Source organism: Williamsia sp. Y844, assembly GCF_056786475.1.
In genome coordinates this window covers 746,504-763,360 of record NZ_JBXCJB010000004.1, presented here as the reverse complement: position 1 = coordinate 763,360, position 16,857 = coordinate 746,504, and the positions used below count along the sequence as shown (strand labels likewise).

Here is a 16,857-nt window from a genome sequence, read left to right as displayed (position 1 = left end):
AACCATGATGGACAAAATTAGGTCTAGAGACTTAAAGTTCAGGCACTCGACCTGAAAGTGAGTACCAAAAATGGAAAATCTGGCTCCTTCCGCCTATCGCGACGTGATGATGTCGGCCCCCCCGATCGGCTCGACCCCGTTCGTTGATGCGCAGCAGCGGTTTGTCTTCGGCGAGGTGTGGGCGCGGCCTGGATTGAGCCGCCGCAACCGCCGCTGGGTCACATTGACCTGTGTCGGCGCCGCCGACGCGCAGCAGCCGATCGAGGATCAGGTCATCGCCGCGCTGAGTAGCGGTGACATCACCATCGACGAGATGCTGGAGTTCGTCTTGCATTTCGCGGTCTACAACGGCTGGCCCAAGGCGTCACACCTCGAGGGCGTTGTGCGACGGCAGTGGGCGATATTGGAGCAGGGCCGGGGCCGCTCGGGTGTGGTGGCCCCGCAAGAGAACACGCAATTGGGATTGTCCGACTGGGACGAGCGGATCGAGCGTGGCGTGCAGGAGTTCCGTGACGTCAATCTGATCGAGGCTCCCGGTCCCGACACGCCGTACATGCACGCCGGCATCCTGAACTTTGTATTCGGACACGTCTGGCAGCGCCCCGGTCTCAGTCGGCGTGATCGACGATTCATCACCGTTGCCTCTGTGGCGGTGTGTGATTCGGCGTTGCCACTGACGTCGCATACCGGATCGGCCCTCGAATCCGGCGACATCACCAAGGCCGAGATGGACGAGGTTGTGCTCCAACTGTCGGCGTACTCCGGCTTCGCCAAAGGTGAAGCTCTCCATGCAGTTGCGGAACAAGCCTGGGCAAGGATCGCCCGGCCACTGGAAAAGGAAGCGTGAAAATGTCAGGACTTGAAGGTCGCGTTGCGTTCATCACCGGTGCCGCCCGTGGGCAGGGCCGCGCTCACGCCGTGCGGTTGGCACGCGAAGGTGTCGACATCATCGCTGTGGACATCTGCGAGAACGTCGACTCGATGACGTACCCCAATGCAAGCGAGGCGGATTTGGCCGAAACCGTGCGGCTTGTGGAGCAGCAGGATCGCCGGATCGTCGCCCGCAAGGCGGATGTGCGGAATTACGAGGAGCTTTCGGCTGCATTTGGTGAGGGGCTGGCCGAGTTCGGACGGCTGGACATCGTGATCGCCAACGCCGGGATCATCAGGATGGGACCGGAATCGGAGGACTTCCTCGCCGATTGGAACGACGTCATCGACACGAACCTGTCCGGGGTGTTCCATACCGTCCGTGCCTCACTGCCCGCGCTCCGCGAAGGTGGCCGCGGCGGATCGATCGTGATCACCAGCTCCACTGCGGGATTGAAGGCGTCGGCATCACTCAATGCCAGTGGCATGGCCTATGCATCCGCCAAACGCGGACTTGTCGGACTCATGCAGGGACTGGCCAGTTATCTTGCACCCGAATGGATTCGGGTCAACACCATTCATCCGACGGGTGTGGCCAGTGGTATGACGATGAACGAAGCCATGACGAAGCTGTTCGAGGAAGCATCGGCCGGTGGCTCCAACTCCATCTCGGGAATGCAGAACGCACTCCCGATTCAGATGCTCGAGCCCGAAGATGTTGCCAACGCAGTGGCTTTCCTGGTCTCCGACGAAGCCAAGTTCATCACCGGAACCGAATGGGCCCTGGACGCGGGCTTCATGATCCGCTGAACATGCGTATCGGCAACTCTGACCGCAGGATGGATTGGATGGAAGCATGAGCACAGTACCGGTTTCTGAAGCGTTACCTTCGGCGTTGTTGATCGGAGGTGATCGGGTCACCGGGTCGTCGGGCGGAACGTACGATCACATCTATCCGGCGAATGGGTTGTGTAATGCGACTGTCGAACTCGCCGGATATGACGAGATCGATCGTGCAGTGTCAGCGGGGCGAGAGGCCCAGCGTGAGTGGATCTCCATGCCCCCGGCGCAAAGGCGTGATCTCATGTTCGACCTTGCCGACGCCGTCAAGCAGGACGTTGATCGACTGGCGCGCCTGAATGTTCACGATTTTGCCGTGCCGGTTCGAACCAGCCCCGGCCACGTGATGCTTGCCGAGAGCTTCATTCGGTACTACGCCGGGTACGTCGACAAGGCTCATGGGTCGAGCACCCCGGTATCGAGCAGGTTCGACATCAATCTCATCGAGCGTGAGCCCTATGGCGTGGTCGGCATCATCGCGCCATGGAACGGCCCGATGGTGGTCGTCGGTCTGAACGTTGCTCCCGCCTTGGCCGCTGGGAATGCGGTAATTCTCAAACCATCGGAGTTGTCGCCGTTCAGCCCTCTGCGGTTCGGCGAGTTGTGTCTCGACGTCGGAATGCCGCCAGGGCTTGTCAACGTGCTGCCGTCGGGACCCGAGGGTGGCGACGCGCTTGTCCGTCACCCCGGGATCGGGAAAATCCACTTCACCGGTGGCGGCGACACGGCCCGCAAGATCATCGCCGCCGCCGCACCCAATCTCACTCCGGTGGCCACGGAGTTGGGTGGCAAATCCGCGGACATCGTGTTCGGGGATGCCGACCTCGACCAGGCGGCGATCCTTGCGGCTTGGCAGGGCCCTTTGGGCCAATCAGGGCAGAGTTGTGCATGTGCGAGCCGCATTCTGGTGCAGGACAGCGTCTACGATGACTTCCTCGAGCGATTCCTGAACGTGATCTCGGCTGCGCCGATCGGGGACCCGTTCGACGCAGACACCATGGTCGGTCCCGTGGTGAGCCAGGCTGCGGCCGACAGGATCCTGGGTGTCATCGACCGTGCTGTTGAAGAAGAGATGGGTGAATTGATCACCGGAGGTCATCGGATCGGTGGTGACCTCGGCTCCGGGTTCTATATCGAGCCGACAGTGTTCGTCGATGTCGACAACACATCGCCATTGGCGACCGTCGAAACCTTCGGACCGGTGGTGTCGGTGATGCGTTTTACCGATGAGGCAGAAGCCGTCGCCCTGGCGAACGACACCACTTTCGGTCTGAATGCGTACGTTCAGACGACCGACCTGGCACGCGCGCATCGTGTTGCGCGGCAACTGGAGTCGGGCTCGGTGTGGATCAACAGGAACAGCGACATCTCGCCGCAGGGGCCGTATGGCGGCTACAAACAAAGTGGCACCGGCCGCGCTGGCGGACTGGAAGGACTCCACGAGTTCTTGCAGGTCAAGAACATTCGAATCGGTATGTGAACTGTCGTTCAACCAGAACCGGCGACGAGCCATCTCGTCGCCGGTTCTGGTTGCTCCTGCCTTGTTCAGCGTTCCTCGATGCTGATCGCCTGGCGGGGACAGACGGCTATCGCCGCGCGGATCGACTTCTCGGATCCTTCTGGAGGAAACTCAACCCAGATGGCCATGTCGTCGTCGCCGATGTCGAAAATGTCAGGCGCGGTCTGGACACAGAGTGCGTGGCCTTCGCAACGATCCTTGTCGACGGTGAGCCTTGGACGCGATGTGGTCATGTTCATCACTCCCCGGGTTGGGTGAAGAGCAGATGGAGTTCTGAAAGACCACGCAGCAGGAAAGTCTTTTCGTAGCTGTACTGCCGATTGCCTGCCGGTCCGTGCTTGTCCTCGTTGATGGCGATGTTGCCGGTGTTCGCGAGGTAGCGTTCGACCGTGGCGGTGGCTTCCGCGCGTGCCAGGGGCGCTCCGGGACAGGTGTGCGCCCCGCGGCCGAATGCGATGTGTTCCCTGTTGTTTTCGCGAGCGAGGTCGAACACATCCGGATTCTCGAACTTGCGGTCGTCGCGGTTACAGGCACCTGGATGGACCATGAGGGTCGTACCGGGCGGCACGTCGACGCCCCCGAGGTTGACGGCCATCTTCGTGAACCGGAAGTCGCTCTTGGTGGGACTTTCCAGTCGCAGGACCTCTTCGATGAACGGTGCTATGACCTTCTTGTCTTCACGCAACTTCGCCTGCAGCTCTTGGTCTTCGGCGATGATGCGAAGCGCAGATCCGATCAGGCGTGCGGTGGTGTCCTGGCCGGCACCGAAGAGGAAAGATGCCAATCGTACGACCACCTCGGGCTCCGGAACGGAGCCGTCGGGATAGGTGGCGGTTGCGAGTTGGGTGAGTACGTCCTCCTGTGGGTTCTCGCGACGATCGATGACGTACTCCATGAATCGCTCTTCGCAATACTCGAGCAGGTTGGTCTCGACGGTTTCTGAGCCACCCAGCGCACCAACAACTTTGGCCTTGAAGTTGCTCATGCGGAGATTCTCTCGATCTTCGTCCGGCATGCCGAGCAGGTCGGCGATCACCAGAGTGGTGAAGGGCCGGGAATAGTCGGCGATCACCTCGCTGGCGCCAGTCGCAACATCCTCGATGAGGCACTGGTCGGCGATGGCGGACATCGCTTCGGCGTTCTCCCGTAGACGACGCGGGGTCATGATGCGACGGAGCAGTCCCCGTTCGCGCTCATGTGGCGCGCCGTCCATCGTGATCAGGTACTCGTGGAAGAACCAGTGCTCGCGGTTCTGCTCGACATAGTCGCTGATGTCGTCGCCGTCGGGCTGGCCTTCGAGCGGTGGGAACGGGCCGGCAACGGAATTGCAGGCAGAGAACACCTCGGGGTCCCGGTAAACCTCGATGGCTTCCTCATAGCCGGTGACGGCCATGACACGGGGCATGGCGATGGGATGTACCGGGCACCGCGACCGCAGCTCGTCGAAATACGGATACGGGTCGTCCGCCAGTGCGGGTTCGCTGAAGAAGTCTGCCTTGGTGATGTCAACCATCGGAGGCCTTTCGGTGGTGGGCTGTGAGACTGCCGAAGCACAAATTGATCGATCGATCAGAATGTTACAGTGAGTCATGCATAGTGCGGGAGTGAATTTGAAGTCAAGATCGTGTTCGGGCTCGCGATGCTTGAAGTCCGTACGCGTCTTTGTCGGCGGGGGACGCTGAATGGCAACGCCACGCACGAAGCGTGATCCGGATGCGGTCAATGCCCGCACCCGTTTGATGGAAGCGACGATCGAGGTCATTCTCGAAGAGGGTTACGCCGCGGCGACATCCAGGAAGGTCGCCGCCAGGGCAGGCGTCAAGCAGGCGTTGGTGTACTACTACTTCCCGACGATGGACGACCTGTTTCTCGCCGTGGTCCGTGGAGGCGCCGAGGTCACGTACGAGCGTCAACGTCGCGCGCTGGAACAGAATGATCCACTGCGGGCGTTGTGGCTGGTCAGTGGCGATGCCCGGGCCACCAAGCTGAACACCGAATTCATGGCACTGGCCAATCATCGGAAGGTGATCAGTGCTGAATTGAAGAAGTCGTCCGAGCGCATTCGCGACATCGAGACCGCGGCGGTGACCATGGTTCTTCGGGCTCGTGGCGTCGACTTGGAAAAGTATCCGCCGGTGGTGATGTCGATGATCCTGACGGGTATGGCTCGCAACCTCCGCAACGAGGAAGCTGTCGGCGTCACTGCCGGCCATGCCGAACTCGTGGCGTTCATCGAGCGGTTCATCGACGAGTACTCCTCCGCATCTTCGCCGGAGCACAACGCATGAGTATCGAGAGATCTACCCTGGATTTGTCGGTTGATCAGAGCTGCGCGGTATGGGGGTTCGCACATGCCGCGCAGCTCTGAAATCGATCGAGGTGTTACTTGAGGAGACTTCCCCCGTCGACGGCGAGCGATGTGCCGGTGACGTAGCGGGATTCGTCGGAGGCGAGGAACAGGACCGCGTTGCTGATGTCTTCGGGTTCGACCCAGCCGATCGGCAGAACGTGCATCATCCTTGCGACGACTTCGAGGTCGTCGGGGCCCGGGTTCTCCAGGTCGGGCCGGAACATTTTCATCGTGCCCTCGTTCATGAACATCGGGGAGTTCACATTGGTCGGAAGGACCGAGTTGACTCGGATCGAGTGCTGTCCGAGTTCGACGGCAAAGCTGCGCATGAGTCCGATGACGCCGTGTTTGGCGGCGATGTAATGGCCGGTGTTCGGATAGGCCTTCATGCCGCCGACCGAGCTGGTCAGCACGATGGATCCGCCATTGTTTGCTGACAGTAGATGTGGCACACCGGCTTTGACTGTCTTCCAGACGCCCGACAGGTTGACGTCGATCATTTCCTGCCAGTCGCGCTCGCTGGTCTTGTCGAGGGTCTCGCCGCCGTTGCCGATGCCTGCGTTGGCAATGATGACATCGAGGTGGCCGAGCTCTTCGACACCTTTGTCGACCGCCGACGCGAGTGCGTCGAAGTCGCGTACGTCGACGTGGCTGGCAATGATTCGGCGGTCCAGATCTTCGACCAGCTTGATGGTCTCGGCGAGGTCTTCCGGTGTGGACGCCGCGATCAGTGGCTCGACCTCTTTGGAGATCGGCCCGCAGATGTCGACCGCGATGATGTCGGCACCTTCTTGTGCCAGGCGCACAGCGTGGCTTCGCCCTTGCCCACGCGCTGCTCCGGTGACGAAGGCGACTTTGCCCTCCATGCGTCCTGCCATTGTCCCACCGATCCTTTCGAAATTGATTGCCCGTCGATCCAATTGTTCGCCGACAGGAACTGATCACTCGATCAGGACTCTGTCACTGTGGGGTTGTTCTGTCAACGATGGGGTCTCGGCAACAATCCTGCCGAAGGACACGGAATAGCCGGTCTAATAGCAAGATCGGGGTATCTGAGCGTCGATACTCTGGGCCCTCCATAGTCGAGTGCCGCATAAATATGATCGATCGATCAGGACAAATTTCGCGAAATGCTTGATTCTTCGATGCGGGAGAGCTAGCTTTGCCGGGTAGTGGACGGACCATCTCCGATCCCTCCTTTCGGACCGTACGCGGCTTGCGCACCGCCGCTGCTCTTCCCTCATGCCTCACAACCCGGATGCTCTCCGAGGAGGAAAATCGTGACTGCACATCGTATGTTTGTCGCCGCGGTGGCGATTGTTCTGCTGGTGGCCGGCTGTGGCGACCGGGGCGGGGGTGGAACTGCCGACGGCGACAGCACCGGCACCTCGGGTTCGTCTTCAGACGCCGTTTCGGCCGACTTCGGCGATCTGTCGGATGTGTGTCAGCAGGGTTCGATGTCTGCCTCGCCGACTCAGGGTGTGACGGCCGATGCGATCGGGGTCGGTGTCTTCTCTGACGTGGGGTTCAACAAGAATGCCGAATTCGTCAATGCGGCGAAGGTTTTCACGTCGTGGTGCAACGAGTTGGGCGGCATCGGCGGCCGCAAGATCACGGCCACCACCCGCGACTCGAAGCTGATGGATGTACGGAAGCAGATGTTGGAGGCGTGTCGCGAGGATTTTGCTCTTGTCGGCGGTGGTAGTGCACTCGACGGCCTCGGAGTGAAGGAACGGGTCTCTTGTCTGTTGCCGAGCTTCCCTGCGCAGGTCGCTCAATTGTCGTCGGTGGGTTCTGATCTCGAGATCAGTGCGGATCCGACTCAGGTGCCCGGCTACGACCCGTTCTTCGGGTTCCGCCAGTGGTTGATCAACGATGCCCATCCCGATTCGGCCGATGCGGTCGGAATCATCAACGGAGATTCGCCGGTCACCAAGCTCATGGGGGAGCAGGCCGTTGAGTCCACCGAAGCGGCCGGTGGGGTGTTTGTCTACAACGATCTGTATCCGGCTATGGGCGTTTCGGATTGGACACCGTACGCGCAGGCCTTGAAGAGCAAGGGTGTCAAGGGACTGATCTTCTATGGTGAGTTCTCGCAGTTGGCCAAACTGGAGAGCGTGCTGACGTCCATGGAGTACAAGCTCGATTGGATTGATGCGAACAACAACGCCTACGGGCAGCAGTTCGCCGACTTGGTGGGCAACTCCGCGGATTATCAGCACAACTACGTGGACCTCGGCGGAAATCTGCCGCTCAGCAGTGACGCGCCGGCGATGAAGCAGCTCAAGGACCTATGGGCGAAATATGCCCCCGGTGCAGAGCTGACACATCCGGCGATGCGCGCGATGTCCTCCTGGCTACTCTTTGCCACATCGGCCGCCAAGTGCGGGGACGACCTCACACGTACCTGCCTTCACGACACCGCGAAGAAGGAAACCGCCTGGACCGGTGGGGGTCTGCACGCGCCTGTGAATCTGGCGCAGCCGACGCCGCCGTCAGCCTGCTTCAACGTCGAACGACTGACCGGTGCGGGATGGGAGCCTGCAGACTTTCAACCCGACAACGGCCCGTACCGATGTGACGTTGCCCCGTACAAATACACCGAGACCTACGGCACCCCCCTCACTCTGGCCGACGTAGGTAAGAGCATGAGCGACGTCAAATGAGTGGAGTGCCGTGAAAACGATGGCAGCCGAATATCATTCACCGTCCACAGTGGCGGAAGCGGTGACCCTCCTCGCCGAGCTGGGTGACGACGCGACCGCTGTCTCCGGTGGACAGAGTTTGCTGCCGATGATGGAGATGGGGTTGGTCGAGTACTCCCACCTGGTTGATCTGCGTGGCATACCCGAAATGCAGGGCTTCGACATCGGTCCGGATTCGGTCTGGATCGGCGCGGGTACAACGCATGCCGCGATCGGACGATCGGGGTTGATCGGGACCAATGTGCCATTGCTCTCGCGTGCGACTCCTCTGATCGGCCATTCCGGTATTCGCGACAGGGGAACGATCGGCGGATCGATCGCCCATGCCGATGCTGCGGCCGAGTACGCCGCGGTGGCGTTGGCGCTTGATGCCGAGTTCGAGGCGATCTCGCCTCGTGGCAATCGCACGATCGAGGCAACGGACTTCTTCGTCGGCCCGTGGCGAACCGCATTGGCCGATGACGAACTCCTGACCGGGATCGTGGTTCCGATCCGCTGTGACAGAAGCGGGTACGCCATCGAAGAGTTCGTCTGGCGCAGCGGGGAGTTCGCAGTGGCGGGTGCAGCTGTGGTCGTCTGGCTCGACGCCTACTCTCGCGTCGACCACTGCGCGATCGCACTGTTCGGTCTGGCCCCGTCGGTGGTGCGGGCTCTTGTTGCCGAACTGGCGGTTGTGGGTTCGCATGTGGAGGAGATCTGTCCCGAAGAGGTTGGTTCTGAAGCGATTTCGGGGCTGTCGGCCATCAATGCCCATCGCGGACGTACGGGAGCCGCGATGGTGGCACGTGCGTGGCGCCGTGCAGTTCACGAAGCGCAATATCCACGAGGGGCCGATTTCCCGCCCCTCGTGGATATTCGCGATACCGGGACGGCTACTTGAGGCAGCTGCCTGCGTCGACGGACAGTGTCACACCGGTGACGAAGCGGGCTTCGTCGGAGGCGAGGAAGAGCACCGCGTTGCTGATGTCCTCGGGTTCGACCCAGCCGATCGGGAGCACGTGCATGAACTTCGCGACGAGTTCCATGTCGTCGGGCCCCGGGTTCTCCAGATCGGGACGGAACAGCTTCATCGTGCCCTCGTTCATGAACATCGGAGTGTTCACATTGGTCGGGTGCACAGAATTGACGCGGATCGAATGCTCTCCGAGTTCGACGGCGAAGCTGCGCATGAGCCCGACAACGCCGTGCTTGGCGGCGATGTAGTGGCCGGTGTTCGGGTAGGCCTTGAGTCCGCCAACCGAGCTGGTCAGGATGATCGATCCGCCATTGCCCCCTGAGATCAGGTGCGGAACACCGGCTTTCACCGACTTCCAGACGCCCGACAGGTTGACGTCGATCATCTCCTGCCAGTCGCGCTCGCTCGTCTTGTCGAGGGTCTCGCCGCCGTTGCCGATGCCGGCATTGGCAACGATGACATCAAGCCTCCCGAGTTGTTCGACGCCACTGTCGACGGCGGCTTTCAGAGCGTCGTAGTCGCGGACATCCGCCTGTACCGCAACGATCCGGCGGTCGAGGTCCTCGACGAGCTTGACGGTTTCGGCGAGGTCTTCCGGTGTGGACACCGCGATCACGGCCTCCTCTTCGGAGATCGGTCCGCAGATGTCGACTGCGATGATATCGGCACCTTCCTGTGCCAAACGCACTGCGTGGCTGCGCCCTTGCCCGCGCGCTGCTCCCGTGATGAAGGCAACCTTGCCCTCCATACGTCCCGCCATCGTGCACCAACCCTTTCGAGATCGACTCATCGTCGGTTCTCGCTCAGAGCCGACTGTTTACGTAAATGCTGAACACTCGCTCAGCACATTTCCACCAAACGGGTCAGCATGTCAACGTTTTGACCGAACAGGCGAAATCGATCTCAGGTGCGTCGGGTTTGACGTATTCTGCGGCGTTCAGGCGCCGCGTTTGTCGGCGTATCGCCGCAGGTTCTCGACCTGATCTGGGTCGAGCGAGGGGCGGACCCTTGCCCGGGCGACGGCCACATCTTCGGCCGTCACGGTGGCGGCGTCGATGTTGCGACGCATGGCGGCCAGCGCCGCCTCGCGCAAGAGCGCCGAACAGTCGGCCGCGGAGTATCCGTCCAGATCGGCGCCGAGCTCATCGAGATCGATGCCTTCTGCGAGCGGTACCGACCGGCTCGAGGTCCGCAGGATGTCGCCGCGGGCTTCGGCGTCTGGTGGTGGTACGAACACCAGGCGTTCGAGCCGGCCGGGCCGCAACAGTGCGGGGTCGATCAGGTCGGGTCGGTTGGTCGCGCCCAGGACGACCACATCACGTAGCGGTTCGACGCCGTCGAGTTCGGTGAGCAGGGCCGCGACCACCCGATCGCCGACGCCGGAATCAGAGGACTGCCCTCGTCGTGGCGCGAGCGCGTCGATCTCGTCGAGGAAGATGAGCGATGGTGCGGACTCCCGGGCCCGGTCGAACAGGTCCCGGACGGCTTTTTCCGAACTGCCGACCCACTTGTCCATGAGTTCAGCACCTTTGACGCTGTGGACACTGAGCTGCCCGGATGCGGCGAGTGCGCGCACCACGAAGGTCTTGCCGCAGCCGGGAGGGCCGTAGAGCAGCACACCGCGCGGCGGGTCGACGCCCAGACGGGTGAAGGTGTCGGGATGTCGCAGTGGCCACAGGACGGCCTCGGTCAGGGCCTGCTTTGTCTCGACCATGTCGCCGACGTCCTCGAGGGTGATGCCACCGACGGTAACCTCCGGTGAGGCCGACCGTGACACCGGCCGGATCACTTCCAATGCGCCGCTGAGGTCGGCCTCGGTCAGCTTGGGAGGCTTGCCATCTCGCGCGCTGCGGGCGGCGGCGCGCAGCGCACCTTCGCGGGTCAGGGCAGCGAGGTCCGCGGCAACGAAGCCGGGTGTTCGGGAGGCGATGTCACTGAGATCGATGGTCTCGGTGGGAACGTCGGTCAGCAGTGCGGTGAGCAGTCCTCGCCGGATCTTGTTGTCCGGAAGAGCGATTGACAGTTCCCGATCACAGAGTTCTGGATCGCGCAGGCGGGTATCGAGGTTCTCCGGCCGGGAGCTGGTGCAGATCAAGGCGACTCGCGACGCGGTGATGGCGGTCCGCAGCGCGTCGAGGATCAAGGCGGACACCGGATCGGCCTCTGCGGGCAGCAGTGCTTCGACGTCGCTGATCAGCAGGACTGATCCGCGCTCGTCGGATGATGAAACCAGTTGGTCGGCAGCATCTCTGACCGCGGCCAGCCGGGCGGATGACTCCAGGGCGCCGGTCACCGGACCGTCCAGGTAGATCAGGTTGCGGTCGGCACACACGGCCCGGACCACCGTGGCCTTGCCCGCTCCGGGTGGACCGGTGACGATCGCGCCGAGCCGTGCCTGCGCGCCGAGCGCGGTGAGCAATTCGGGGTTGTCGAGTGCCAAGCCGATCCACTCGGTGAGCTTGCCGACCTGGGCATCGACGCCGACCAGTTCATCGACCCGGCGTACGGGTGGCGCCGGTGTACTCGGAGTCTGTACCCGCATCGGTGCGCTCGGGGTCGGCGTCGGGTTCGTGGCTGTGCTCGTGCGGTCGGCCCACAGCACAGCGGTGTCGGGTTGCACACTCACCGGGCCTGCCGGCTCGGCGGCGACGACGGTCAGCAGTTCGTTGGTCCAGGTGATGCCGACCGAACGTGCCAGGGTGCGGGTGGCCTCGGAGGTGGCGAACTCGGGGCCGAGGTCGCGGGGGAGCAACGAGACCACATCGCCCACCGACACCACCTTGCCGAGCAGGGCCCGGCGCAGTGTTCGTTCGTCGACCGATTCAGAGGTCAGGGACGAACCACGCACCACGATGCGGGTGGCGCCATGGACCACGGCCGGTGCGAGCACCACGGGCGCATCGGGTTTGATCCCGGCATTCGACAGCGTCAGTTCGTCGAGCAGGGCGATACCTGTCGGTTCGGACGCCGAGGTCGCGGCGATGACCGCGGTGGTGGTCCGGGATCCGATGACCGCAACGCCATCCCATTCGCGCAATGCCAGGCCGGTGAGCACTTCAGGGTGCACCCGGACGATGCCGCGCCGGGCCTCGGCGGCCGACAGGTTGAGTCGTGCGGTCAGTGTCAGCTGCGGTGATCCGGTGTGGGTGGGATCAGCGGCCGCGGATTCGGATGTCACAGAAGCAAAACTACCGGTATCAGGCCCCGGGACGCCGCAATCCGAGACGGGCCGCGGATTGGGTCGGCCGTCCGCGACGCACCTGGCGGATCGCGCGGCGCTCGGCACGCCGTTCCCGCGGATGGTAATCCCAGGTCTCCGGGCGGCTGGCGACCCAGCGTTTGGTGCGCCAGGCGAAGGGGATGTGGATCAGGTAGAGGCCGATGGCGGCGAACATCAGAGCGTACGGGTAAGTCAGCAGGGCCGCGGCGACCAGCGCCACCCCGATCAGCACCAGCACCAGTGCATTGGGTGGTACCGCAAACGATTTCAGCGACGCGGTGGGCAGTCGGCTCACCGCGAGCAGTGCGGTGAAGGTCATCCAGCCGCCGACGAATATGTCCGATGTCCACCAGCCGGAGCCGAACTGCTGGTCGAGCGCGATCGGCAGGATCGCGATCAGGGCGGCCGCCGGTGCGGGTACGCCGACGAAATAGTCCTTGGTGTACTGCGGCCGGTCATCGTCGTCGATCAGGGTGTTGAACCGGGCCAGTCGCAAAACGATTGCACAGCAGTAGATCAGCGACAGCAACCAGCCGGCGTCATTGCCCTGCAACATGAGCACGTACAGCGTGAGTGCGGGCGCGACACCGAAGTTGATGGCATCGGCGAGTGAATCGAGTTCGGCGCCGATCTTGGTTGTCGCGCCGAGCAGTCGCGCGATCCGTCCGTCGATGCCGTCGAGCAGAGCCGCCGCGGCGATCATCGCCACGCACAGGTCGACCCGGCCGTCGAGTGCGAACTTGGTCGCCGACAAACCGGCGCAGATCGCCAGCACGGTGAACGCAGATGGCACCAGCAGCTTGCCGGTGTTCAGCGTTCCGGCTCGACTCGGCCGCCGACGGCCGGTTGTCGGTGTGACGCGGCGGGAGGCTGTGCGTTGGGTTTCGCCCCGTCCGTAGGCAATCATTTCAATTGCGCCAAAATGGTTTCCGCGCCCACCGCACGCTGCCCGACGGCAACCAGCGGGCGGGTGCCCTCGGGAAGGTAGAGGTCGACCCGGGATCCGAACCTGATCAGGCCGTAGGTGTCGCCGAGTGTGACCTCATCACCTGGTTTGGCGTCGCAGACGATGCGGCGGGCCAGGAGTCCGGCGATCTGGACCACGGCGAGTTCGGCGCCGTCGGCGGTGCGGATCAGCATCGAGTTGCGTTCGTTCGCCTCACTGGCCGCCGGGAGGTCGGCGCTGACGAACGAACCGGATCGGTATTCGATCGCCTCGACCTTGCCTGCGACGGGAATCCGCTGCACGTGCACGTCGAAAACCGAGAGAAAGATCGAGACCCGGGGACGCGGGGTGTCGCCGAGTCCCAGTTCGACGGGTGGGGCCGCGTGATCGACCAGGGCGACCTGCCCGTCGGCCGGAGCGACAACAACACCGGGCGCGTTCGGTGGCACCCGCGACGGGTGGCGGAAGAACGCGGCGGTGGCGAGCGCGGCAACGGTGGCCGGGGTGCGGATCCACCCATGTTTGCGCCCGGCCACGGCGATGGCGGCCGGAACCGCAACAAACGGGATTCCGGCTCGGTGCAGCGGCGGCACGGTCTCGCGGATGAGGTCTGCGATGTGAGCCAGACCGGTACTCGGCTCGGCGTCTGTCGGAGTGGGGCGTCTGGCCATGGCGTTATTGTTCCAGGCCATCGGCCGGAGCCGCGGCCGGTGCCGATGAGGCGAGTGTTTTCGCAGGTCCGAATCGATATTGGTGGTGGTGTGTCATAGCTCTTCGAGTACCAGGACCTCGACTGTGCTGCCGGCGTCGACCTTGTCGGTGTCGGCAGAGATGTCCAGTAGGACGTTGGCCGAAGCCATGTACGCGAGGTGATGTGACGCCGGGGGTCCGATGGGCCGGACCTGTGCGACACCATCGGTGATCGTGAGTTCTCCACGCCGGAATTGCCGTTTTCCCTTGGGCGAGGTGAAGGCCTCGGTAACCGATGCCGCGATGGTTCGGCGCTGGGCCGGTAGTCCCATCGCGGACCGCAGTGGCGGGCGGATGAACACCTCGAACGACACCTGCGCGCTCACGGGATTGCCCGGCAGCGTGATGATCGGCACCGGGTTGCCGCCTGCGCTCGTGTAGATGCCGCAGCCCTGCGGCATCCCGGGTTGCATCGCAACCTTCACGAAGTCGACACCTTCGCCGGTGAGGGCGTCCTTGACGACCTCGTAGGCGCCCGCGCTGACTCCACCGGAGGTGATGATCAGATCGACATGCGGGCCTTCTTTTCCGTCGATGTAACTGTCGAGACTGGCCCGGAACTCGGTGACGTCATCGGGCACGAAATGAGCCTGCTCGGCATGCGCGCCGGCCTCGATGGCCGCCGCGGTCAACATCGCGCCGTTCGACTCGTAGATCTGCCCGAACTCGAGTGGTGTGCCCGCCGGAACCAGTTCGCTGCCGGTGGAGAGGACCAGTACCCGCAGCGGAGCGTAGATCGGCAATTCGGCCAGACCCAGTGCGGCGGCGAGACCGAGTTGCGGTGCCCGCAGGACTCGACCGGCGGGCAGCGCGCGGGCTCCGATGCCGATGTCGGATCCGGCCCGCCGGATCGCTGTGCCGGCCGGGGCAGCTGCGAAGACCCGCACGGTGTCGGTGCCACCGTCGGTGCGTTCGACCTGGATCACCGCGTCGGCGCCTGCAGGCATCGGTGCCCCGGTCATGATCCGGTGCGCGGTTCCGGGCGCCAGCGTGAGCGCGTCCGTCCGTCCGGCCGGGATGTCGGCGGCGACCGGCAGAGCCACTGGGGCGTCCTCGGTGGCGGTGGCGATGTCTTCGGCGCGGACGGCATAGCCGTCCATGGCCGAATTGTCGAAGCCGGGCAACGTGATCGGGGCATCGGTGTCTTCGGCGAGTACCCGGCCCAGTGCCGATGCGGCAGGCACGGTGACAACGCGTGGCGCCCGGAACAGAGCGGTCACCGCATCCTGATGTTCGGAGACGCTGCGCATCAGTTCTTCGCTCCGTACTTCGAGAGGAAAAGGGCAAGGGACAGTGCAGTTTTGGAGATCTCGTCGGGATCGACGCTCTCGTTCGGTGCGTGGATCCGGCACGCAGGCTCCTCGACACCGAGCAACGCGATCTCGGCTTGTGGACAGATTTCCGCGAGGACGGTGCACAGCGGGATCGATCCACCCTGGCCCGAGTGGACGACGGGTTTGCCGTAGGCCTTGGCCATCGCCGCGGTCAGGGCGGTGTAGCCGGGTCCGGTGGTGACGGCAGAGAACGGGGCGCCGGTCGCCTGGATCTCGACGTCCACCCGGGCATGCCACGGAATGTGTTCGCGTAGATGCTTTTCCAGCGCTGTCGCGGCCTCGTCGGGATCCATGCCTGGTGGTACCCGCAAGTTCAATTGCGCGGCTGCCCGCGGGTTGATCGCGGCCGGGGCGCCGGCCGTCGGTGGTGCGTCGATACCGATCACGGTCACCGCCGGGCGCGCCCACACCATTTCGGCGGGGGAGCCCGAACCGATGAGGTCGACACCGTCGAGGGTGGTCGAGTCCGCCCGGAACTGCTGCGCGTCGTAGGCGGCGCCGGGCCAGGACTGATCGTTGGTGAGGCCGTCGATCGTGGTGTTGCCGTCGGCGTCGCGCAGAGTTGCCAGGCCGGCTATCAGCGCGGCCAGTGCGTCGGGTGCGCCGCCCCCGAACTGGCCGGAATGAACCTCGGAGGCAAGGGTTTCCACGGACACCTTCACTGCGGCCATGCCCCGCAGGCTGGTGGTGAGCGTGGGAATGCCGGGCGCGACGTTGCCGGTGTCGCAGATGAGGATCATGTCGGCCTGAAAGAGTTCGGGTCGCGTGCGCGCCAGGTGGTCGAGTCCTTCGCCGCCTGCTTCTTCGGATCCCTCGATGACGATCCGGATCCCGACCGGCGGGAGCGGATCGAGCGCGCGCAATGCGGTGAGGATGGCAACCAGATTGCCCTTGCAGTCCGATGCGCCCCGTCCGAACCATCGACCAGCACGTTCGGTCAGCGAAAACGGCGCGCTGTCCCACAGTTCCTCTGGGCCGGACGGTTGCACATCGTGATGCGAGTAGAGCAGAACCGTCGGCGCACCGGCCGGGCCGGGCACGAACCCCAGGATCGTCTGGCTCCCGTCGACGGTGTCCATCACCAGGGAGTCGATGCCTGCGTCGGAAAACGCTCCGCGGGCCCAGGCTGCGCTGGCCCGGCAGTCGCTGCGTTTGGCCGGATCGAGGTGCACCGACGGCAGTGCGACCACATCGGCGAGGTCAGAATGCGCGCGTGTCATGAGGCCGGCGACTCGTTTGGACAGTGCGGAAAACTGGGGTGCGCGTTGATCGGCCATGACGCCAAGCATGCCGGAACGGAAGGGCACCTGTCAGCAAGGCGGCCATCCCGCCGTGCGGCCGCCTAGGGGCAGGACTAGCTTTTGAGTC

15 protein-coding genes are annotated in these 16,857 nt (G+C 63.6%); 6 read left to right on the top strand and 9 right to left on the bottom strand.

Going from position 1 to position 16,857, the window contains the following annotated elements; translation table 11 throughout:
- The first annotated feature begins 70 nt into the window (after window positions 1-70).
- From AC1TQG_RS24735 to AC1TQG_RS24725, 3 genes are read left to right on the top strand one after another with little or no spacing between them, the layout of a single operon-like run.
- Complete coding sequence (locus tag AC1TQG_RS24735) at window positions 71-847, top strand: carboxymuconolactone decarboxylase family protein (RefSeq protein WP_482141185.1); 777 nt, start codon at window positions 71-73, stop codon at window positions 845-847.
- Between the two features lie 2 nt (window positions 848-849).
- Entirely contained in the window at window positions 850-1,680 is an 831-nt protein-coding gene (locus tag AC1TQG_RS24730; protein WP_482141183.1) for a mycofactocin-coupled SDR family oxidoreductase, read from the top strand.
- A gap of 46 nt (window positions 1,681-1,726) precedes the next feature.
- On the top strand, window positions 1,727-3,190 hold the full coding sequence (locus AC1TQG_RS24725; protein WP_482141181.1) for an aldehyde dehydrogenase family protein: 1,464 nt from the start codon (window positions 1,727-1,729) through the stop codon (window positions 3,188-3,190).
- Between the two features lie 65 nt (window positions 3,191-3,255).
- Here the strand turns inward: AC1TQG_RS24725 and AC1TQG_RS24720 are convergent, their stop codons facing one another.
- Window positions 3,256-3,462, bottom strand: a complete 207-nt coding sequence (locus AC1TQG_RS24720; RefSeq protein ID WP_482141179.1) for a ferredoxin — start codon at window positions 3,460-3,462, stop codon at window positions 3,256-3,258.
- 5 nt (window positions 3,463-3,467) lie between these two features.
- Entirely contained in the window at window positions 3,468-4,742 is a 1,275-nt protein-coding gene (locus tag AC1TQG_RS24715) for a cytochrome P450 (RefSeq protein ID WP_482141177.1), read from the bottom strand.
- Between the two features lie 169 nt (window positions 4,743-4,911).
- On the opposite strand from AC1TQG_RS24715, the gene AC1TQG_RS24710 reads away from it, so the two are divergent.
- Window positions 4,912-5,517, top strand: coding sequence for a TetR/AcrR family transcriptional regulator (locus AC1TQG_RS24710; RefSeq protein ID WP_482141175.1), 606 nt, complete (start codon window positions 4,912-4,914; stop codon window positions 5,515-5,517).
- A gap of 94 nt (window positions 5,518-5,611) precedes the next feature.
- Here AC1TQG_RS24710 and AC1TQG_RS24705 read toward each other — a convergent pair whose 3' ends face one another.
- A complete protein-coding gene (locus tag AC1TQG_RS24705) occupies window positions 5,612-6,457 on the bottom strand; it encodes a mycofactocin-coupled SDR family oxidoreductase (RefSeq protein WP_482141173.1) in 846 nt (281 codons plus the stop codon).
- 417 nt (window positions 6,458-6,874) lie between these two features.
- Here AC1TQG_RS24705 and AC1TQG_RS24700 point away from each other — a divergent pair, with 417 nt between their 5' ends.
- Both AC1TQG_RS24700 and AC1TQG_RS24695 read left to right on the top strand, forming a co-directional pair.
- Window positions 6,875-8,245, top strand: coding sequence for an ABC transporter substrate-binding protein (locus tag AC1TQG_RS24700; protein ID WP_482141479.1), 1,371 nt, complete (start codon window positions 6,875-6,877; stop codon window positions 8,243-8,245).
- Between the two features lie 10 nt (window positions 8,246-8,255).
- Window positions 8,256-9,164 carry an FAD binding domain-containing protein gene (locus tag AC1TQG_RS24695; RefSeq protein ID WP_482141172.1) on the top strand — a complete coding sequence of 303 codons (909 nt, stop codon included), beginning with the start codon at window positions 8,256-8,258 and terminating at the stop codon, window positions 9,162-9,164.
- On the opposite strand, the gene AC1TQG_RS24690 is transcribed toward AC1TQG_RS24695, so the two are convergent.
- The 6 genes from AC1TQG_RS24690 to AC1TQG_RS24665 form a co-directional block, all read right to left on the bottom strand.
- Window positions 9,157-9,999 (bottom strand): mycofactocin-coupled SDR family oxidoreductase, encoded by an 843-nt coding sequence (locus AC1TQG_RS24690; protein ID WP_482141170.1) that lies wholly within the window; start codon window positions 9,997-9,999, stop codon window positions 9,157-9,159. The two genes, AC1TQG_RS24695 and AC1TQG_RS24690, sit on opposite strands and share 8 nt — an antisense overlap.
- 177 nt (window positions 10,000-10,176) lie before the next feature.
- On the bottom strand, window positions 10,177-12,417 hold the full coding sequence (locus tag AC1TQG_RS24685) for an AAA family ATPase (protein ID WP_482141168.1): 2,241 nt from the start codon (window positions 12,415-12,417) through the stop codon (window positions 10,177-10,179).
- Between the two features lie 19 nt (window positions 12,418-12,436).
- Window positions 12,437-13,366 (bottom strand): CDP-alcohol phosphatidyltransferase family protein, encoded by a 930-nt coding sequence (locus tag AC1TQG_RS24680; RefSeq protein ID WP_482141166.1) that lies wholly within the window; start codon window positions 13,364-13,366, stop codon window positions 12,437-12,439.
- On the bottom strand, window positions 13,363-14,076 hold the full coding sequence (locus AC1TQG_RS24675) for a phosphatidylserine decarboxylase (protein WP_482141164.1): 714 nt from the start codon (window positions 14,074-14,076) through the stop codon (window positions 13,363-13,365). The genes AC1TQG_RS24680 and AC1TQG_RS24675 overlap by 4 nt, the downstream gene beginning before the upstream one ends.
- A 93-nt stretch (window positions 14,077-14,169) precedes the next feature.
- Complete coding sequence (gene moeA, locus AC1TQG_RS24670) at window positions 14,170-15,405, bottom strand: molybdopterin molybdotransferase MoeA (protein WP_482141162.1); 1,236 nt, start codon at window positions 15,403-15,405, stop codon at window positions 14,170-14,172.
- The gene (locus tag AC1TQG_RS24665) at window positions 15,405-16,766 is read right to left on the bottom strand and encodes a M20/M25/M40 family metallo-hydrolase (RefSeq protein WP_482141160.1); all 1,362 of its coding nucleotides are present in this window, start codon (window positions 16,764-16,766) and stop codon (window positions 15,405-15,407) included. Before AC1TQG_RS24665 ends, moeA begins: the two co-directional genes overlap by 1 nt.
- Between the last annotated feature and the right edge of the window lie 91 nt (window positions 16,767-16,857).